This is a genomic window from Dactylosporangium sp. CA-139066 (assembly GCF_050936175.1).
Taxonomy (GTDB): domain Bacteria; phylum Actinomycetota; class Actinomycetes; order Mycobacteriales; family Micromonosporaceae; genus Dactylosporangium.
The window spans coordinates 1,568,195-1,588,925 of sequence record NZ_JBNJNH010000001.1 but is presented as its reverse complement, the minus strand read 5'-3'; the positions used below and the strand labels follow the sequence as shown (position 1 = coordinate 1,588,925).

The 20,731-nt window shown below is 75.0% G+C and carries 10 protein-coding genes; 8 read left to right on the top strand and 2 right to left on the bottom strand.

The window, feature by feature from the left end; translation table 11 throughout:
* Positions 1-113 precede the first annotated feature (113 nt).
* Genes ACQEVU_RS07340 through ACQEVU_RS07310 form a run of 7 tightly spaced genes read left to right on the top strand, consistent with a single transcriptional unit; the run spans position 114 to position 15,808 of the window.
* Positions 114-7,370 carry an SDR family NAD(P)-dependent oxidoreductase gene (locus ACQEVU_RS07340; protein WP_433321776.1) on the top strand — a complete coding sequence of 2,419 codons (7,257 nt, stop codon included), beginning with the start codon at positions 114-116 and terminating at the stop codon, positions 7,368-7,370.
* Positions 7,367-11,965 carry a beta-ketoacyl synthase N-terminal-like domain-containing protein gene (locus tag ACQEVU_RS07335; RefSeq protein WP_433321775.1) on the top strand — a complete coding sequence of 1,533 codons (4,599 nt, stop codon included), beginning with the start codon at positions 7,367-7,369 and terminating at the stop codon, positions 11,963-11,965. The genes ACQEVU_RS07340 and ACQEVU_RS07335 overlap by 4 nt, the downstream gene beginning before the upstream one ends.
* On the top strand, positions 11,955-12,272 hold the full coding sequence (locus tag ACQEVU_RS07330; protein WP_433321774.1) for an acyl carrier protein: 318 nt from the start codon (positions 11,955-11,957) through the stop codon (positions 12,270-12,272). The genes ACQEVU_RS07335 and ACQEVU_RS07330 overlap by 11 nt, the downstream gene beginning before the upstream one ends.
* Complete coding sequence (locus ACQEVU_RS07325; protein WP_433321773.1) at positions 12,269-13,093, top strand: alpha/beta fold hydrolase; 825 nt, start codon at positions 12,269-12,271, stop codon at positions 13,091-13,093. The genes ACQEVU_RS07330 and ACQEVU_RS07325 overlap by 4 nt, the downstream gene beginning before the upstream one ends.
* A gap of 8 nt (positions 13,094-13,101) precedes the next feature.
* The gene (locus ACQEVU_RS07320; RefSeq protein WP_433321772.1) at positions 13,102-14,067 is read left to right on the top strand and encodes a sulfotransferase domain-containing protein; all 966 of its coding nucleotides are present in this window, start codon (positions 13,102-13,104) and stop codon (positions 14,065-14,067) included.
* Positions 14,064-14,795: an SDR family NAD(P)-dependent oxidoreductase gene (locus tag ACQEVU_RS07315; RefSeq protein WP_433321771.1), complete on the top strand. Its 732-nt coding sequence runs from the start codon at positions 14,064-14,066 to the stop codon at positions 14,793-14,795. The genes ACQEVU_RS07320 and ACQEVU_RS07315 overlap by 4 nt, the downstream gene beginning before the upstream one ends.
* Before the next feature lie 5 nt (positions 14,796-14,800).
* Positions 14,801-15,808, top strand: coding sequence for an alpha/beta hydrolase (locus ACQEVU_RS07310; protein ID WP_433321770.1), 1,008 nt, complete (start codon positions 14,801-14,803; stop codon positions 15,806-15,808).
* Here the strand turns inward: ACQEVU_RS07310 and ACQEVU_RS07305 are convergent.
* On the bottom strand, positions 15,705-17,603 hold the full coding sequence (locus ACQEVU_RS07305) for a flavin-containing monooxygenase (protein ID WP_433321769.1): 1,899 nt from the start codon (positions 17,601-17,603) through the stop codon (positions 15,705-15,707). The genes ACQEVU_RS07310 and ACQEVU_RS07305 overlap by 104 nt on opposite strands.
* A gap of 299 nt (positions 17,604-17,902) precedes the next feature.
* Here ACQEVU_RS07305 and ACQEVU_RS07300 point away from each other — a divergent pair, with 299 nt between their 5' ends.
* Entirely contained in the window at positions 17,903-18,667 is a 765-nt protein-coding gene (locus ACQEVU_RS07300; protein ID WP_433321768.1) for a hypothetical protein, read from the top strand.
* Positions 18,668-18,758: 91 nt separating this feature from the next.
* Here the strand turns inward: ACQEVU_RS07300 and ACQEVU_RS07295 are convergent, their stop codons facing one another.
* Entirely contained in the window at positions 18,759-20,606 is a 1,848-nt protein-coding gene (locus ACQEVU_RS07295; RefSeq protein WP_433334840.1) for a DUF4118 domain-containing protein, read from the bottom strand.
* Between the last annotated feature and the right edge of the window lie 125 nt (positions 20,607-20,731).

Here is a 20,731-nt window from a genome sequence, read left to right as displayed (position 1 = left end):
CGGTAGTTCCCTCTGGCGGTACCCGACTGACACGGCGCACAAGGCTGCGTCGCGGGGTCAGTGTGCGCCTGCGCAATCGAACGCCGCACATCTGACCCATCGACGGGAGCCTGATGAAGACTGCATTCGGCGGCAACGACCTGGTTGTCGCCATCAATCCGTGTGGAACCGTGGAGCCGGGTCCGCGGCTCGTTGCGGCCGCCGGGGCCGGTGGCGGACGCGGGGTCTTCGACCTGGCTCAGGGCGACGGCGGGACCCTGCAGGCGCTGGAGCGGGCGGCGTCGTGGTCGGCGGAGTCGATCGGGGTACGGGTCCCGGCCGGCTGTCGCGCCACCCTCGCCGACGTGGAGCGCGCCGCCGGGGATCGGGTGAGCCTGGTGGTGTTGCCGGCGAACGGATCCGGGTGGTCGCCGGGGGAAGTGGCACAGCGGTATCGGGTGCTTGTTGAGGTGACAAGCCGGGAGGAGGCCCGCGCCGCGGCCGAGGCCGGCGCGCACGGGCTGATCGCGCGCGGCTGCGAGGCCGGCGGGCGGGTCGGCGACCTGAGCTCGTTCGTACTGCTGCAGCAGCTGCTGGCCGATGAGTCGCTCGCGCTGCCGGTGTGGGTGGCCGGCGGCATCGGGCCGCGCACGGCCGTCGCGTGCGTGGTCGGTGGCGCCGCCGGTGTGGTGCTCGACAGCCAGCTCGCGCTCATGCCGGAGTCGGACCTGCCGGAGGACGTGCGGGCCGTGATCGGACGGATGGACGGCTCGGAGACCGTGCTGTGCGACGGCGTGCGGGGCCTGCGCCGCGACGGCCGCCCGGACGGCACCGGCGAGCTGCTGCCGGTGGGCCAGGACGGCTGGATGGCGGCCGTGTTCCGGCGCCGCTGGCGCACCACCGCCGCGGCGGTGCGCGGCGTCCGCGCGGCGATCGAGGCCGCGGCCGGCGACGACGCGGCGGGTGCGCTGCTGGCGCCGGGCGCGCCGCTGGCGCAGGCGCTGGGCGTGCGGATCCCGGTGGCGCAGGGGCCGATGACGCGGGTCAGCGACGTGGCCGGGTTCGCGGCCGCGGTCGCCGACGACGGGGCGCTGCCCTTCATCGCGCTCGCGCTGGCCACCGGCGAGCAGTCCCGGCGGATGCTGCGGGAGGCCGCGCAGCAACTGGGCGGGCGCCCGTGGGGGGTGGGTGTCCTCGGCTTCGCCCCGGAGGAGGTCCGGGCGGCGCAGCTCGCCGCGGTGATGGAGGTCCGGCCCCCGGTGGTGATCATCGCCGGTGGACGGCCGGCACAGGCCAAGGCCCTCGAGGCCGACGGCCTCAACGCGTTCCTGCACGTGCCGTCGCCCGGGCTGCTGCGGCAGTTCCTGCGGGCCGGTGCGCGGCGGTTCATCTTCGAGGGCGCCGAGTGCGGCGGCCACATCGGGCCGCGCACGAGCTTTGCGCTGTGGGAGGCGCAGGCGCTGGCTCTGGAGGAGTTCCTCGACGAGGCGCCGCCCGGCACCGCCGCGCAGGTGCAGGTGTTCTTCGCCGGCGGTATCCACGACGCACGTTCCGCGGCGATGGTGGCGGCGATGGCCGGCCCGCTGGCGCAGCGCGGTGTGCAGGTCGGGGTGTTGATGGGCACCGCATACCTGTTCACCCGCGAGGCGGTCGAGTGCGGGGCGATCCAGCCGCTGTTCCAGCGCGAGGTGCTGGATGCGACGGTCACCGCGCTGCTGGAGACCGCGCCGGGGCACGTGACGCGGTGCCTGCACACGCCGTACGTCGACGACTTCCACCTGATGCGGCAGGAACTGGACGCGGCGGGGGTGGACGCCCGGCAGGTGTGGGAGCAGCTGGAGACGCTCAACGTCGGCCGGCTGCGCATCGCCAGCAAGGGTCTGCGCCGCGAGGGTGACGCCCTGGTCGCCGTGGACGAGCCGGGCCAGCGCGCCGAGGGCATGTTCATGGCCGGCCAGATCGCGGTCCTGCGCGACGAGCAGACCACCGTGGCCGACCTGCACGCCGACGTGACCGTGGGGGCGCGGCGCTTCCACGCCGGGCGGATCGCCGCGCTGGCGGTGGTGCTGGGGCCGGACACCGCGGCGGCCGAGCCGGCGCCGGCGCCCCTGGACGTCGCCATCGTCGGCATGTCGTGCATCCTTCCCGGCTCCCCTGACCTGGCCGCGTTCTGGCAGACGATCCTCGGCGGCCGCGACGCGGTGACCGAGGTGCCCGCCGAGCGCTGGGACACGGACACGTACTACGCGCCCGAGGTGGAGCCGGGGCAGACGGGCCGCATCAGCGTGTCGAAGTGGGGCGGCTTCATCGCGCCGGTGCCGTTCGACGCGATCGGCTACGGCATCCCGCCATCGGCGCTGGCCAGCATCGACCCGTCCCAGCTGCTGGCCCTGGAAGCGGCGCAGCGGGCGCTGGCCGACGCCGGGTACCACCCCGGCTCCCCCGCGGTCGACCACTCGCGGACCGGGGTCGTGTTCGGCGCCGAGGCGGGCAGCGACCTGAGCAACGCGAAGGTGGTTCGCACCTCGCTGCCCGCGTACCTGGGCGACGTGCCGGCGGAGCTGGCCGAGCAGCTGCCCGCGATCACCGAGGACTCGTTCCCGGGCGTCCTGGCGAACGTGATCGCCGGGCGGGTGGCGAACCGCCTGGATCTGGGCGGGCCGAACTTCGCCGTGGACGCCGCCTGCGCCTCCTCGCTGGCGGCGATGGACGCCGCCTGCAAGGAGCTGACCACCGGCGGCAGCGACCTGATGCTCTGCGGCGCGGTGGACCTGCACAACGGCATCCACGACTACCTCATGTTCAGCTCCGCGCATGCGCTGTCGCCGACCGGGCGGTGCCGCACGTTCGACTCCACCGGCGACGGGATCGCACTCGGCGAGGGGGTCGCGTGCGTCGTGCTCAAGCGGCTGGCCGACGCGCGGCGCGACGGCGACCGCGTCTACGCGGTGATCAAGGGCGTGGGCGCGGCCAGCGACGGGCGGGCGCTGGGGCTCACCGCGCCGCGCGCCGAGGGGCAGCGCCGGGCGCTGGACCGGGCCTACGCGCAGAGCGGCGTCTCACCGCGGCAGGTCGGCCTGCTCGAGGCGCACGGCACCGGCACGGTGGTCGGCGACCGCACCGAGCTGCAGACCCTGACCCGGCTGTTCGCCGACGCCGGCACGCCGCCGGGCAGCTGCGTCCTGGGTTCGGTCAAGTCGCAGATCGGGCACACCAAGTGCACCGCCGGCCTGGCCGGGGTGATCAAGGCGGCGCTGGCGCTGCACACCGGCGTCCGGCCGCCGACGATCAACCTGACCCGGCCGAACCCGGCCTGGGATGCGCAGACCAGCCCGTTCGCCTTCTGTACCGAGGCGCGCCCCTGGGCGGCGCCGGCGCGGGAGCGCATCGCCGGCGTCAGCGCGTTCGGCTTCGGCGGCACCAACTTCCACGTCGTGCTCGCCGCGGACCCGCGCACGCCCGAACCGCGCCACGCTCGCGACGAGTGGCCGGCGGAGCTGTTCTGCTTCCGCGGCCGGGACCGTGCGGCGGCGCACCAGGCCGTGAGCAGGCTCGCCGAGCTGGTGCGCAGCGTCGACCGGTACGACCGGCCGTGGCGGCTGCGGGACCTGGCCGCCACCGCCGCCGCGCAGGCCGACCCGCGCTCGGGACCGGTCCAGGTCGCGATCGTCGCCCGCAACGCCGCCGAGCTGGACGAGCTGCTGCGCCGCGCGCTCGCGGGCGAGCACGACCCCGGCCGGGGGCTGGTCCAGCCGCCGCCGGGCCCCGCCGACGGCCGGGTGGCGTTCCTGTTCCCCGGGCAGGGCAGCCAGCGCCCGGGGGCCCTGGCCGAGCTGTTCGTGACCTTCCCCGAGCTGCGGGAGTACCTCGACCTCGGCCCGGAGCTCGCGGACCGGCTGTTCCCGCCGGCCGCGTTCGACCCGGCCACGCAACGCGAGCAGCAGCAGCGGCTCACCGACACCCGGGTCGCGCAGCCGGTGCTCGGCATCGGCGGGCTCGCCGTCGCCCACCTGCTGCGCCGCCTCGGCGTCCGTCCCGACCTCGCCGCGGGGCACAGCTACGGCGAGCTGGTCGCGCTGAGCGTGGCCGGCGCCCTCGACCCGCCGACCCTGCTGCGGCTGAGCCGGCAGCGCGCCGAGGCGATCGTCGGCGCCGCCGGCGACGATCCGGGCACCATGGCCGCGGTCAGCGCCACGGCCGAGCGGACCCTCGCGGTCCTGGCCGACGCGGGTCTCGCCGACCGGGTCGTGCTGGCCAACCGCAACGGCCCCGCCCAGCAGGTGATCTCCGGCCCCACCACCGCGGTGCAGTCGGCGGTCGCCGCCCTCAAGGCCGCCGGCCTGACGACGCACCGGCTCAACGTCGCCTGCGCCTTCCACAGCCCGCTCGTCGCCGGCGCGGTGGACCGCTTCGCGCGGGTGCTCGCCACCGAACCGGTCACGGCGCCGCACGTCGAGGTCTGGTCCAACCGGACCGCCGCCGTGTATCCCACGAGCGCCGACGAGATCCGGCGCGAGCTGGCCGCCCAGGTCGGCGCGCCGGTCCGCTTCGTCGAACAGATCGAGGCCATGTACGCCGCCGGCGCCCGGACCTTCGTCGAGACCGGCCCGGGCGAGGTCCTCACCCGTCTCGTGCGGGCCATCCTCGCCGATCGGCCGCACCTCGCCGTCGCCTGCGACCGGAACACCGGCGAAGGGCTCCGCGACCTGCTCACCGCCGTGGCCCAGCTGGCCTGCGCCGGGGTACCCGTGCAGACCGGCTGGCTGTTCCACGGCCGCGACACCGCAGAGGCCGTCCCGGCCGGGCCGTCCGACCGTCCCTTCTGGACAGTGGACGGCCAGCTCGTCCGCGACCGGGAGGGCGCCTACATCCGCGGTGGGTTGACGCCCCCGCGACGCATCAAGGAGCTGTCCATGACCCCAACCATCCGACCCGCTACCGGCGGCCACGACAACGGGACCCGGCGACCGGGCCAGGACGAACTGCTTGCCGAGTACCTGCAGGCGAATCGCGAGCTGATCGCCTCCCAGCGCGACGTCATGCTCGCCTACCTCGGCCGCGACGCCGGCGGCGAACACAGCCCGGCGCCCGCCGCCGCGAGGCCACCGCTGCCGGCGCCGGCCCTGACGATCGCGCCGGTGTCCGCCGTACCCGTGTCCGCCGTGTCCCTGCCCATGCCGATGCCGGTGTACACGCCGTCCAGCAACGGCGGCGCCGGCAACGGCAAGGTGAACAGCGTGACCGCGGCCGCCACGCTGGCGGTGGCGGCGCCGAAGCACGACTTCCGGGGCGCGGTGCTGGCGGTGCTCAGCGAGCGCACCGGCTACCCGGTCGACCTCATCGACTTCGACCTGGACCTGGAGGCGGACCTCAGCATCGACTCCATCAAGCGGGCCGAGGTGGCCGGAGACGTCGTGGCCCGGCTCGGCCTGTCCGCCGACGGCGACGAGTCGGAACTGGAAGAACTCGTCAAGGCCCGGACCGTGCGGGCCATGGTCGACTGGCTCACCGCCCGGCTCAGCGACACCCCCGCGGCGCCGCCCGCATCCCAGCCGAAGCCCGCCCCGAGCCGCACCGAGGCGCCGGCCGCGCCGGACTTCCGGGGCGCGGTGCTGGCGGTGCTCAGCGAGCGCACCGGCTACCCGGTCGACCTCATCGACTTCGACCTGGACCTGGAGGCGGACCTCAGCATCGACTCCATCAAGCGGGCCGAGGTGGCCGGAGACGTCGTGGCCCGGCTCGGCCTGTCCGCCGACGGCGACGAGTCGGAACTGGAGGAACTCGTCAAGGCCCGGACCGTGCGGGCCATGGTCGACTGGCTCACCGCCCGGCTCAGCGACACCCCCGCGGCGCCGCCCGCATCCCAGCCGATACCCGCCCAGAGCCGCACCGGGGCGCCGACCGGCGCCGCGGGCACGCGGCCGGGCGTCGCGCCGGCGCGCCTGCTCCCCACGCTGGTTCCCGTCGCTGACGAGCCGGCCCGGCCGGCGACGGCGCTCGCGGGGGCCACCCTGGTGGTCACCGGGAACGGCCCGGTGGCCGACCATGTCGTCGAGCTGCTCCGCCGGCACGCAGCGACCGTGCGCACCGGCACGCTCGCCGAGCCGGGCCCGGTCGAGGGGGCCGACGGGCTCATCCTGCTCGACGGGCTCGACGCGCCGGCCGACGGACCGGCGCCGCTGCTGCCCGGCGCGTTCGGGCTGGTCAAGCAGGTGCTCGCGGGCGGGCCGCGCTACGTGCTGGCGGCCGCGGACGCGAACGCCGGCGACCGCACCGACGGCCTGCGGGGGCTGCTGCGCACCGCCGCCCGGGAGTACCCCGCGACCGCCGTGCGGCTCGCCGTCGTGGACGGCACCGGACCCGCGGACACGCTCGCCCGGCAGATCGTCGACGAGTTGCTCGCCGGGGGCGACGCCGCGGTGGTGCAGCACAGCGACGGCGTGCGGCACACGTACGAGATGGTGCCGTCGAGCCTCGGCCCGCTCGCGGCCGGCGGTGCCGGTCCGGCCGGAGACGGCGTGGCGGAGGTGCGGGCGGCCGGCCTGGACCGCGACTCGGTGGTGGTGCTCGTCGGCGGCGCGCGCGGCATCACCTCCTGGTTCGCTCGCGCGCTCGCCGGGGCGGCCGGGTGCCGCATCGAGCTGATCGGCCGGACCCCGAGGCCGCAGGGCCCGGAGGAGCCGGCGCTGGCGGCGGCCACGGACGAGGTCTCGCTGCGGGCCGCGCTCGCGCGCCAGGGCGGCACCGCTCCGGCGGAGATCGCCCGCAAGGCCCAGGCGATCCTGGCCGGCCGGGAGGTCGAGGGCACCCTGCGGGAGCTGGGCGACCTCGGGGCGCAGGTGCGCTACCACGCCCTCGACGTCCGCGACGCGGAGGCGACCGACCGGCTCATCGCGGCGATCCACCGCGAGCACGGCCGCATCGACGGGCTGGTCTACGCGGCAGGGGTGATCGAGGACAAGCTCATCGCCGACAAGGACCCGCAGTCGTTCGCCCGGGTCTTCGACACCAAGGTGGCCGGCGCCCGGGCGGTCCTCGACGCGCTGGACCGGCTCGCCTGCGCGCCGAAGTTCGTCGTGTTCTTCGGCAGCGTCGCGGCCACCTACGGCAACCGCGGTCAGGCCGACTACGCGGCCGCCAACGACGCGCTGGAGGCGATCGGCGCGCGCTGGGCGGCCCGCTCCGGCAACCGCTGCCTGACTGTCCACTGGGGACCGTGGGCGCCCGCCGAGGGCCGCACCGGCATGGTCAGCATGGAGCTCAGCCGGGAGTACGCCCGGCGCGGCATCGCGCTCATCGACCCGGAGGAGGGCGCGCTGAGCCTGCTGAGCGAGCTGGCCTGGGGGGATCCGGCGCTCACCGCCGTCGTCTACACCGCCGCGGCCCGATGACCGCGCCGCACGGCGACGAGATCGCCATCGTGGGCATGGCGGCGCTGCTACCCGGCGCCGCCGACCTGGACGGCTACTGGCGCAACCTGGTCGAGGGCACCGACGCCATCAGCGAGGTGCCGGCGGCCAGGATCGATCCCGAGTTCTACGACCCGGCGCAGGCGCACCGGCCGGACCGCCTGTACTGCCGGCGCGGCGGGTTCGTCGACGAGCTGGCCACGTTCGATCCGCTGCGGTTCGGCATCATGCCCGCGTCGATCACCGACATCGAGCCGGATCAGCTCATCGCGCTGCAGGTGGCCGCGGCCGCCATCGACGACGCGGGCGGGCCGGACCGGATGCCGGCCGGCGACCGGATCGGCGTGATCCTCGGCCGGGGCGGCTTTCTCAGCCCGGGCCAGGTCCGGTACAACCAGCGCGTCCGGATGTCCAACCAGGTGATCGAGGTGCTCCGGGAGCTGATCCCCGACCTGCCGGAGGGGCGGCTCGAGGCGGTACGGCGCACGTTCGAGGAGCGGCTCGGCAAGCACCAGCCGGAGGGCGCCATCGGGGTGGTCCCGAACCTGGCCGCGTCCCGGATCGCCAACCGCCTCGACCTGCGCGGCCCGGTGTACACGCTGGACGCCGCCTGCGCCTCGTCGCTGGTCGCGGTCGACCAGGCGATCGCCGAGCTCAGCCGGGGGCGGCTCGACGCGGTGCTGGCCGGCGGCGTCCACCACGTGCACGACGTCGGCCTCTGGTCGGTCTTCAGCCAGCTCGGCGCGCTGTCCCGGCGCGGCGAGATCCGGCCGTTCGACCGCGCGGCCGACGGGCTGCTCATCGGCGAGGGCACCGGCATCATCGTGCTCAAACGGCTGGCCGACGCGCGGCGCGACGGCGATCGGATCTATGCGGTGATCCGGGGCAGCGGGGTGTCCAGCGACGGGCGCGCCGTCAGCATGGTCAACCCGGCCACCGCCGGGCAGGTCCTGGCGATCCGGCGGGCCTGGGCGGCCGCCGGCCTCGACCCGGCCGCGCCGGACGCGCTGGGCATGCTGGAGGCGCACGGCACCGCCACGCCGACGGGCGACGCCGCCGAACTGGACACCCTCCGTGAGGTGTTCGGCCCGCCCGGAGAGGGCCCGGCGCCGGTCGTCGGCTCGGTCAAGTCGATGATCGGCCACGCCATGCCCGCGGCCGGCATCGCCGGGCTGATCAAGGCGGCCCTGGCCGTGTACCGCGGCGTGCAGCTGCCGACCCTGCACTGCGACGACCCCCGCCCCGAGCTGGCCAGCACCCGGTTCGCCCCGATCAGCTCCGCCCGTCCGTGGGAGAGCGACGGGCCGCGCCGCGCCGGCGTCAACGCGTTCGGCTTCGGCGGCATCAACGCCCACGTGATCCTGGAGGAGACGCCGGAGGCGTTCGCGGCCCGCCGCGCCGACACGGGCGCGACCGGCCCCCTGAGGTTGTCCGCGGCGAGCGTCGCCGAGCCGGACGAGGTGCTGTGGCTCGCCGCGCCCGACCCGGCCGCGCTGGCCGGCGTCCTCGACGCCGACGACACCACGGTCCGCGGCCTCGGCACCGCCCGGGCCCGGCAGGGCGGCGGCGCCGACGGGCGGGACGAGGGCTGCCGGATCGGCATCGTCGATCCCGACGCCAAGCGCCTCGCCACCGCCCGCCACGCCGTCGCGAGGGGGCAGGCCTGGCGCGGCGCCCGCGACATCTGGTTCAGCCCGGCCCCGCTGCTCGCCGGTGCGGCCCCCGGGCGGCTCGCCTTCGTGTTTCCCGGGCCGGAGGCCGAGTTCGGCCCGCGCACCGCGGACGTCGCGGCGCACTTCGGCCTGCCCGACCGGCAGTGGTCCGCCGCCGACCTGGGCCGCCACTGCGCCGGCCTGATCGAGCTGGGCAAGCTGCTCAACGACGCCCTGCACCGCATCGGGATCACCCCGGACGCCGTCGCCGGGTACAGCATCGGCGAATGGACCGCCGCGCTGACGAGCGGGCAGGTCAGCGTGTCCTCCATCGACGATGTCATCGCCACGCTCAACCCGGCGTCGGTCGACGTCCCCGGCCAGGCGTTCGCCGTCGTCGGCTGCGCCGCCCGGGAGCTGGCGCCGCGGCTCGCGCAGTTCCCGGGCGCCGTCCTGTCCCACGACAACGCGCCCGCGCAATGCATCGTCAACGGGCCGGAGCGCGAGATCGACCGGCTCGTCGAGGCGCTGCGCGGCGAAGGCTTCGTCTGCCAGCAGCTGCCGTTCCGCTCCGCCTTCCACACCCCGCTGTTCGCCTCCGGGCTGGAGTCGATCGGGGCCGCGCTGCGCCGCTGGCAGGTCCACCCCGCCCGCGTACCCGTCTGGTCGGCGACCCTCAAGGCGCCGGTCCCGAGCGACCCGGAGATCGTCCGCGAGGTCTCCGTGCGGCACATGCTCGAACCGGTCTGGTTCCGCGAGACCGTCCAGGCCATGTACGACGCCGGGTTCCGGGCGTTCCTGCAGGTCGGCGTCGGGCAGCTGGCCTCGGTCATCGACGACAACCTGCGCGGTCGCGACCACCTCGCCATGCCGGTCAACGTCAGCCGGCGCAGCGGCCTGAGCCAGCTGCGCCGCGTCGCCACCGCGCTGTGGGTCGAGGGCGCCGCGCCGGACCTGCGCAGGCTGGACACGGCGGCCACCCGCCACGCGAGCGCGGCGGCGCCCGCCACCGCCCGAACCGCCCGTCGCGGCCCGGCCGTGCGGCTCGACCTCGGCGTGCCGCTGGTCCGCCTCGGCGAGGGGGCCGGCGACCTGCTCGGCGCGCCGGCGCCCGCCGCGGCGCCGGCGGCCGCCCCCGGCGTCGTCACCGCCGCGGTCGCGACCCACGCCGTGCCGGCCCCCCGATCGCCGGCCACGCCGGCCCTGGCCGCGCTGGGCCGGCTCGCCGGCCGGTCCAGCGCCGCCGCCGAGCTGGCCTCGCTGCTGGGCGGCGCGGACAACGGCGGCAGCGGGCCCGGTGCGCCGCCGCCACCGCCGCCCGAGGTCCACCGCACGACCCTGCGGGTCAGCCTGGACACGATGCCGTACCTGCACGACCACTGCTTCTTCGCCCAGCCCGACGACTGGCCCGATCCACAGGACCGCTTTCCCGTGGTGCCGGCGACCACCGTCATGCAGCACATGATGGACGCCGCCCGGCAGGCGGTTCCCGGCGCGCGGGTGGTGGCCGTGCGCGACGCCCGGTTCAACCGCTGGTGCGTCGCGGAGCCGCCGCAGGACGTCGAAATCACCGTCAAGCCCGCCGGGCCCGGCGTGCTCTCGGTGACCTTCGGCGGCTTCTCCCGCTCCACGGTCGAGGTGGCGCCCGACTACCCGGCCGAGCGCCCCGCGGTGTGGCGGCACGACCCGGCCACGGAACGGCCTGCGCAGATCAGCGCCGAGCAGATGTACGCCGAACGGTTCGTGTTCCACGGGCCCTCCTACCGCGGCCTGACCGCGGTCCACGCCATCGGCGCCGCGCACGTGCGCGGCGTGCTGACCGCAACGCCCCCGCCCGGCGCGCTGCTCGACAACGCGTCCCAGCTCATGGGCGACTGGCTGTTCACGACGCAGCCGTTCGCGGCGCTGCCGGTCGGGATCGGGCACGCACGGTTCTTCGGCCCCGAGCCCGCCACCGGTACCGCGGTCGACTGCATCGTGCGCATCCGCTCGGTCGACGCCGCGCAGGTCGTCTTCGACTCGCAGCTCGCCGTCGACGGCCGGGTCTGGGCGCAGCTCGACGGATGCGTCCACCGGCAGTTCCCCAGCCACCCGGCGATGCGGGCGGCCGAGCGCTTCCCGGGGCGCAACGCAATGTCGCAGCGCCAGCCGGAGGGCTGGACCGTCGCCTTCGACCGCTGGCCCGACCTGGTCACCCGCGGGCTGGCCGCGCGCGGCATCCTCGGCGCCGCCGGCGCGGCGGAGTACGAGCGGCGGCCGCCGAAGGCGCGCAAGCAGTGGCTGCTCGGCCGGATCGCGGTACAGGACGCCGTGCGCTTCCAGATGTGGGACGACGGCCACGCCGACGTGTACCCGATCGAGCTGCCGGTGCGCAACGACCCGAACGGGCGGCCCCGGGTCCACCCGCGCGCCGGCCGCGGCTACCGCGACTGCGACGTCTCGCTCGCCCACGTCGCCGAGATCGCGGTCGCGATCGCCAGGCCGCGCGTTCCGGGCACGCCACCGGACGCGCCCGGCCCGGGCATCGACGTCGCCGAGATCACCGAATGCTCGGACAGCACCATCGCCGTCGCCATGTCCCACGCCGAGCGGCGACTGCTGCTCGAATCGGCGGCGGCGACCGGCGAGGACCGGCACGTGTGGTTCGCCCGCTTCTGGACCGCGAAGGAGGCCGCCGCGAAGGCGGAGGGCACCGGCCTGGCCGGCGATCCCAAGCGGTTCACCGTCGTGGACGCCACGCCGGGGGCGCTGACCGTTGCGGTGGCCGGCCGCGTCTACCTGGTCGCCCATCGAGAGATCACCAACCCCGAGGACCTGCCGCCGCGGCGTTACGTCGTCGGCTGGACCTGGGGACCGGAGCCCGTCAACCCAGCCGGCCGCCCGGAGCGGCCCGAACCACGAGAAGGGACATCCCATGCCCGCTGACCAGAACGCGATCCTCGCCGAGGTCGCCGAAATGCTGTACGCGATCCGTGACCACTCCGGCGTCGACGGCGAGATCACGATGTCGACCACCTTCCAGGACGACCTGGAGATGGAGAGCATCGACGTGGTGTCGCTCGCCGGCCGCCTGCAGGCCCGGTTCGGCGACACCGTGAACTTCGCCCAGTTCATCGCCGGCCTCGACCTGGAATCGGCCCGGCGCCTGCGGGTCGGCCAGCTCGTCGAGCACATCGCCGCCTCGCTGGACGGCACAGAGACCGACCCCGGCATGGTGGGCACGCCCGCATGAGCATGGTGCTGGCCAACGGCCTGTCCGTCCACGTGGAGCGGATCGCCCCGCCGGAGCCGGCGTCCGGCGCGCGCCGCACCGCACCGACCGCGGTGCTGATCCACGGCCTGGCCATGGACACCCTGGCCAGCTGGTACCTCACCCTGGCCAACCCGCTCGCGGCCGCCGGCCTCGACGTGGTCATGTACGACCTGCGCGGGCACGGACACACCGAACGCCCGGCGGAAGGCTACGCACTGGACGACTTCGTGGACGACCTGGCGGCGCTGCTGGCCGCGCTCGACATCACCGGCCCGGTCCACCTGATCGGCAACTCGTTCGGCGGCACGATCGCGTTCGGCTACGCGGCGCGCCACCCCGAGCGGGTCGCCGCCATCGTCGCGGTCGAGGCGGTGCCGCCCATCACGGCGTGGCGCGAGCGGATGCCGCGGTGGCTGTCCAACGCCGGGGCGTACCTGCCCGACCCCACGCTCGCCGGGATCGACGGGCGTGACGGCCGGCGGGCCCGGACCGTTCGCGAGGTGATCACCGCCACCAGCCTCCTGCGCGACGTGCCGGCCAGCGCGATTCCGGCGCAGGAGCGCATCGCCGCGATCGGATGCCCGGTGCTGTGCGTGTACGGCGGCGAGGCGACCGTGGGCGAGCTCGCGCCCGACGTGCGCCGGCTGCTGCCGCAGGCCCGGATCGTCACCGTTCCCGGGCAGCGGCACACCGTCCTCGTCGACCAGCCGGACTGCGTCCGCGACATCGTCCTGCCCTGGCTGCTGCAATCCGGCGGCCTCAGCTCCGACCATCACCTCCTGGCGTGCATTGACCAATAGGAGAACTCATGAACCCGGCAACCGATAACCACACCATCATCATCAACACGGGCCGGTGCGGCTCGACGCTGCTCTCCGACCTGATCGCCGAGCAGCCCGACACCCTGTCGGTCCAGGAGTTCCTCATGTGGGTGGCGCCTGGGATCTCCGGCGAGAAGGTGCTCACCGGCCCGGCGTACTGGTCGGCCCTGAGCGCGCCGAACACCCAGCTGGCCACCCTGTCCCGGATCGGCCTTCTGCCGCCCGAGATGCGCTATCCGGCGCACGGCCGCTGGGCCGGCGACCTCGCGCAGCTGCCGCAGATCCTCGCGACCACGCTGCCGAAGATCTCGGCCGACCCCGACCGCCTGTTCGACCTGCTCGCCGGGCTGGTGCCGGCGTTCCCGGAGCAGCCGCTGGCGCGGCACCACCGGATGTTCCTGGACCTGCTCACCTCGCTCGCCGGACGGCGGCGCTGGGTCGAGCGCTCCGGCGGCTCGAGCAACATCGCGCCGTACCTGCTGAAGGACTTTCCCGACGCGAGGATCGTCTTCCTGACGCGCAACTGGGCGGACACCGCCCGGTCGATGAGCCGGCACTCCTGCTTCCAGCTCATGCAGCTGCGGGTGGAGTCGGTCGGCCGGTACGGCGTCGACCCGTTCGAGACCGTCCCCGGGCAGCGGGTGCCGGCGGCGGTGGAACGCTGGCTGCCCGACCGGCTCAGCGCCGAGACCCTGCGCGAACGCGGCCGGGACGTCCGGCGCTACCAGGCACTCTGCGCGTTCCTCGCCAGCCAGGCCGAGCAGGCCATCGCCGACGCGCGACCGCGCCATCTGCTGAGGATGTCGTACGAGGACCTCGTCGACGACCCGCTGACGCAGCTCGAGCGGCTGGGCCGGTTCCTCGGCTTCGAGGACTGGCATCCGTGGGCGGTGCGCGTGGTCGGATCGGTGAAGACCCGCTCCGGCGCTGCGGCGACGGCGGTGACCGCATGAGCGACTTCGCGGACAAGGCGGCGCTCGTCACGGGGGCCGGCTCGGGCATCGGCGAGGCGTGCGCGTCGATGCTGGCCGATCGCGGGGCCAGCGTGCTGGTCGCCGACCTGGACCTCGACGCGGCGACGCGCGTCGCCGAGGCCATCGGCAGATCCGCCGTGGCGCACGAGGTCGACGTGCGGGACCCCAAGGCGTGCGAGGCGATGGTGGCCGCCGCGGTGGACGCGTTCGGCCGGCTCGACGTCGCCGTGAACAACGCCGGCATCGGCGGGGCGCGGGCCCTCACCGGGGAGTATCCGCTCGACGGCTGGGACGACGTGGTCGCGGTCAACCTCAACGGGGTGTTCTACTCGATGCGGGCCGAGATCCCCGCCATGCTCGGCAACGGGAGCGGGTCCATCGTCAACGTGGCATCGGTCCTGGGGTCGGTCGGCTTCCCGCGGTCGGTGGCCTACGTGGCGGCCAAGCACGGCGTCGTCGGCATGACCAAGACCGCCGCCCTCGAGTACGCCAGGCGTGGCATCCGGGTCAACAGCGTCGGGCCGGGCTTCATCCAGGCGCCGATGCTGAGCCAGGAGGGGGCCGCCGGCGTGGCCTACCTGCACCCGACGTGCCGGCTGGGGCGCCGTGAGGAGGTCGCCGAGCTGATCGCGTTCCTCGCCTCGGACCGCGCGTCCAACACCACCGGGTCCTACTTCCTCACCGACGGCGGGTTCAGCGCACAGTGACGTCGATGCCGTACGCCGACCTGGTCGTGCCCGACCAGCCGTCGCCGAACGCGGCCCTGGTGCGGCAGATGCTGCAGGCCGCCGCCCTGCGGCGGCCCGGCACGATCGCGCAGCGGCGTATCGCGTACGAGCGGGCCGCCGAGGCGTTCACGGCGGCCCGCTCGGCCGGTCTGGAGGCGGTACCGGTCGGGGCGGCGTCCGGGACCTGGATCCGTCCGCCCGCCGCGGGCCGGCCCGTCCTGCTCTATCTGCACGGCGGCTACTACTGCCTCGGCTCGGCCCGGACCCACCTGCACCTGGCGGGTCTGCTGGCCGATCTCGCCGGGGCCGCCTGCCTCGTGCTGGACTACCGCCGGGGCCCCGAGGATCCGTTCCCGGCCGCGGTCGACGACGGCCTCGCCGCGCTGGAGGCGATCCGTGCCGCGGCGCCGGACAGCCCGCTCGTCGTCGCCGGGGACTCGGCCGGCGCGGGCCTGGCCCTGTCGGTGGCGATGCGCGTGCGCGACGGCGGTGGCCGGCCGCCGGACCTGCTGGTCCTGCTCTCGCCGTGGGCCGATCTGACCTGCTCCTCCCCCAGCCACCGGGAGCTGGCGGCGGCCGACCCGGTGCTGGCCACCGACGACCTGCGGGCGATGGCGGTCCGGTACGCCGGCGGCGCCGACCCGCGGCGGCCGGGGATCTCGCCCCTCTTCGGCGACCTCGCAAACCTGCCACCGGTGCTGGTCCAGGCCGGCGGCCAGGAGGTGCTGCTCGACGACGCGATGATGCTCGTCGACGGCATCCGGGCCGCCGGCGGGCAGGCCGTCCGGCACCACTGGCCGCACATGTTCCACGTCTGGCAGTGGTACCACCCGATTCTGCCGGAGGGCGTCCGCGCGCTGCGCGACGCCGCCGCCGTCATCCGGGCGGCTACGGCAGGTGCAGGTACTCTGCCGGATCGAACCGCCGGGTGCGCCGCCAGTACTCCTGCGGCGGGAACGGCCAGTTCTGCGCCGAGCGGCCGGCGGGGTTGACGTACCAGCCGCCGACCTTCGAGAAGCCCCAGGCGCGCTCGGCGTTGGCCGCGTCCACCTCGGCGTTGAAGGCGTCGCAGACCTCGCGCCGCACCTCGACCGCCCGGTGCGCCGCGCCGAGCAGGTGCCGCACCGCGTCGAGCAGGTAGGTGACGGCGCACTCGGACATGTGGATGATGCTGCCGCCGTGCCCCGCGAGGTTCGTGTTGGGCCCGTAGAGGCAGAACAGGTTGGGGAAGCCGGGCACGGTCAGGCCGAGATAGGCGCGGGCGTCGCCGTTCCAGGACCGGTGCAGGTCGGCGCCGCCGCGGCCGGTGACCGACATCGGCGCGAGGAACTGCGAGGCGGCGAAGCCGGTGCCGTAGACGATGACGTCGGCGGGGTGCTCCGCGCCGTTCGCGGTCCGGATGCCGCTCGGCGTGATCCGCTCGATCCGCTCGCCCACCAGCCGGACGTTGTGGCGCTTGAGCGTGGCGATCCAGGCGCCGTCGTCGCGCAGGATCCGCTTGGCGCCGACCGGGTAGGCGGGGATCACCAGCGGCTCGAGGTCGGGGCGGCCGGTGAGCTGGCCCCGCATGTAGCCGGCCAGCGTCGCGCGCAGCGTCTCGTTCATCGCCGAGACGGCCCGCTCGCTCGGCGGGTAGTCCCGGTCGACGACCCAGCCCTGCAGTATTCGGTGCAGCCCCGGCGCGAGCAGCCAGAAGCGGTGCCAGGCCAGGTAGTACGGCAGGTGCTCGTACAACCAGCGCAGCCCCTCGGCGATCGGCTGGTGGTAGTTGAGGGTGGGCCGCAGCCACGGCGGCGTGCGCTGGAAGATGCGCACCTCGCCGGCCGTCCTGGCGATCTCGGGGACGAACTGGATGGCGCTGGCGCCCGTGCCGACGACCGCGACCCGCCGCCCGGCGAGCTCGACGCCGTGGTCCCAGCGGGCGGAGTGGAACGCCGCGCCCGTGAACTCGTCGCGGCCCGGGATGTCGGGCAGGCAGGGGCGGTTGAGCTGCCCGACGGCCGTCACGAGCACGGTGCTGGTCACCGTGCGCTCGCCGTCGGGCGTGGCCAGGGTGAGCCGCCACCGGCCCGCCGGCTCGTCCCAGGCGGCCGCGCGGACCTCGGTGTCGAACTGGATGTGCTCGTAGAGGCCGTGCTGCTTGGCGAATTCGATGAAGTACTGCCGCAGGCTCTCGTGGGTGCTGAAGTGGTACGGCCAGTCGGCCCGCTGTTCGAAGGAGTAGCTGTACAGCTGGCTGGCCACGTCGACCCGGCAGCCCGGGTAGGTGTTCTCAAGCCAGGTGCCGCCGACGTCGCCGTTCTTCTCGTACACGGTGACGGGCACCCCGGCCTGGATCAGCCGGTGCGCGGCGAGCAGTCCGCTCATGCCGGCGCCCACGATGGCGACCTCGACGTCCCGCGCGCCGGGCAGGTCGTCGCGGCTCCAGCCGGGCGCCTTGGGATCCGCGCCGGGCGGCACGATCTCCTCGGCCAGCATCGGTATCAGATCGGCCGTGTCCACGCCCAGGGCCCAGCTGGTGATCCGGTGCAGCGTCTCCTCGTCCGGCGGCAGCACCGGCGCACCGGCGCGCAGCTCGGCGAGCACGCCGGCCGCGAGCCCGCGGGCCTCCTCCCGGTGCCGGGCGGTCAACCCGCCCTGGGGCAGGAACAGCCAGCCGTCACTGCGGACGTCGTCGCGCAGGATCGAGGTGTCGTCGGTCAGGTGTGCCACCGTCATCAGGAGCGCGGGCACCTCGGCGTCGCGGAGGTGGCCGCGCACTTGAGCGTCGTCGGCATGCATCGTCATCGCAGATGTCTCCGGTCGATCGGCGCAGCCGGCGGCGGATCAACCGTCCGATGTGGACACCCGCACGCGGCAAGAACCTCGCCGAGCACCGTCGTTGCGCCGTCCGCGCGCTGAACAGCGCCTACGCCCGCGGTGCGCGCCGATCGTAACACCGTCGTCACGCCGGCCGCCGGTGATCGAGCGGGGACGTGGCAGTGCGCACCGCGGCGAGCCGACCAGCGGCGGGTGCCGGCCGAGCCGGGCGCCGCGGCCCGGGATCCCCCGAGTTTGGCGGGCCGGGCAGGGGGTAGCGCGCGCGGGTGACCACGTCTCATGAGGAACCCGGCAGAGCCCCCGACGCAGCCCCCGAGGAAGCCGCGCCGGAGAGCTACTTCGCGAGTTCCGGAATCCGCAGCTCCGGCTACGCCCCACCCGCGAGCGGCCCCCGCAGCCCGGAACGGCTCAGTCCGCCCGGCGGTCCGAGCGGTTACGAGGGCGTCGACATCGGAGCGGTACACGCGTTCAGGCGCGGGCGGCTCGAGTCCTCACGCGAGGCCGTCCTGGCCGACCAGGTCGCGGCCGTGCTCGGACAGCCGGAGCCGCCGTGCACCCCGATCGCCTCCGCCATGCGTCAGGTGATGCAGCACGTCGGCGGCGACGCCGAGCTGCTGGCCTGGCTGGACAGGTTCCCGGGCCGGCCGCAGCTGATCACCCGGGTGCTCACGCTGGTGGCCCTGCTGGACCGGTTCGGCGACTGCTGGCCCATCGTCGGGGCGCTGCGCGAGCTGCGGGCGCGGGCGCCGGACTCGCCGCTGCTGGTCGACCACCTGCCGCCGGTGGAGACCGATGACTCGGCGCTGGCCTGCCTCGGCGGCGAGATCAAGATGCTGCTCGCCGAGGACGACCTGGCCCCGGCCGGCCGGCTCGCCCTGGCCGCCGCGGACCTGCTCGCCGACCTCGCGCCGCACGTCGCGAAGGTGCCCGGCGCCGGGGAACTGGGCGCGCTCGCCGAGCGGTCCCGGACCGGCCTTCGCGAGGCCTTGGCCGCGGTGGAGGCGCCGGCGAAGGAGCCGGCAGGGCGCTGATCACCGCCCGGCACACGACCGCCATCCGGCATCCGCGACCGCCATCCGGTGTCGGCGACCGCCATCCGTTGTCCGCGACGGCCATCGGGTGTCAAGGGGCCGGCGCGCGGTCGGTGTCGGCCGGCAGCGTGGCGTGCAGTGTCGTTCCGGCACCGGCCGGGCTTGAGATCCGCAGATGTCCACCGAGCGCCTCGACCCGGTCGACGAGGCCCGCGAGCCCCGACCCGAGGGCCGGGTCGGCGCCGCCGACGCCGTCGTCGCGGACCGCGAGCACGAGGACCGCACGCTCCGTGTGCTCGTCGACGGCGAAATCGACGTGCACGTCGATCTGGGAGGCGTGGGCGTGCTTGGCCACGTTCGTGAGCGCCTCGGACACGATGTAGTAGGCGGCGATCTCGACCCCGCTGGGCAGCCGGCGTCTGGGCCCGAGGTGGACTGCGACCGGGACGGGGGCGCGGCGGGCGAGCGCCTTCAGCGCGGGCATGAGGCCGCCCTGCGACAGGATGGCCGGGTGGAGGCCCCGCGAGATCTCCTGCAGGTCCTGGAACGCGCCGGCCATGCCTTCGGCTGTCCGGCCGAGCCGTGCCTTGGCCTCGTCGGGCTCGCCCGGCAGCAGCGCCTCGGCGGCGCGCAGCTCGAGGCCGAGCGACACGAGCCGCTGCTGGACGCCGTCGTGCAGGTTGCGTTCGATACGGCGGCGGGCCTCGTCGGCGGCCAGGACGATCCTGGTCCGCGACGCGTTGAGCTGGGCCCGGCTCTCGGTGTTCGCGACCGCGGTGCCGACGAGCTCCGTGAACTGGGCCAGCCGCGCCTCGGTGCCGGGCGGCGCCGCTTCGCCTCCGGCCCACGACACGACGAGGGCGCCCCACACCCGGCCCTCGACCATGATCGGTGCCGCGACCGAACGGAGCCCTTCCTTGCGCGCTATGTCGGCCACCGCAGCGGTGGAGTACTGGTAGCTGTCCACGCGGGCCGGGCGGCCCGTGCGCAGCACCGCCTGCATGATGCCGCCTTCCACGGCGAACCGCCGCCCCAGCAGGGGCTCGATGCCGGCCTTGGCGTACTCGGCGATGACGTTGAAGGAGTCGGGCTCGTCGTACCGCAGCAGCCTTGTGGCATCCGCGTCCAGCAGCGACGCCGTCTCCGCGGCGACCGCGGCGACGACGTCGCCCGGCGGGGCGGCGTGGGCGACGAGCTCCGCCACCCGCCGCAGGCTCGCCTGTTCCGCCGCGAGCGCGCGCAGGGCGTCGGCCATGGCATCGCGCTCGGTCGCGGTATGCAGCAGTACCTCCAGCTGGGGCACCACCCGTGCGTTGAGCCGGTGCAGCAGCGGTTCCGGCAGGTCGGCGGGGACGATGAAGGTGCCGGCCCGCGGTCCGTACCGCAGCGGGGTCGCCATCTGCCCCTCCCGCACCGGGACGCTGTCGGCTTCGATCGTCGCGAACGGCAGCTGCAGCGTCTGGGCGACGCGGCGCGAAGCCTCCAGCAGCACCGAGCACAGATCGGGTGCGGCCAGCGCGAAGCGGGCCAGCCCGGCGAAGAGGTCGGCCTCCTCGCGGCGCTGGACCGCGTCGACCGCTCGGACCCGCGCCAGCGCTCCCATCAGGCCGGCCAGTATCGCCGCGACGAGGAACGCCCCGAATTCCGCCCACTCCTGCCTGCTGGTGGTGTCGAGGTTTCGGACGGGCTCGACGTAGCCGATGTTGTAGGCCGCCACGCTCACGACCGCCATCGCCACCGCCAGGCGCAGACCCCAGATCGTGGAGATGGTCAGCACACCGAGCAGGAAGAACCCCTCCAGGACTTCCCGCGACACCACGCGGTCGCACGCAAGGATCAGCAGCATCTCGACCACGATGAGCAGCGCGCCGACCACGATCCCCAACCAGAGCGGCGGCGGCGTCGGGGGCACCAGCCGGGCCGCCAGGCGTGCCAACATCACCGAGCCCCTCTCCTCAGCACCTGCCACCCACACCGCAGGTCCCGCTATGCCCTCTCGCACAGCGGGAGCGGGCGAGGCGAAGGGTGACAGCCGGCCGCCGGATGGCGACGCCATGCCCAAAC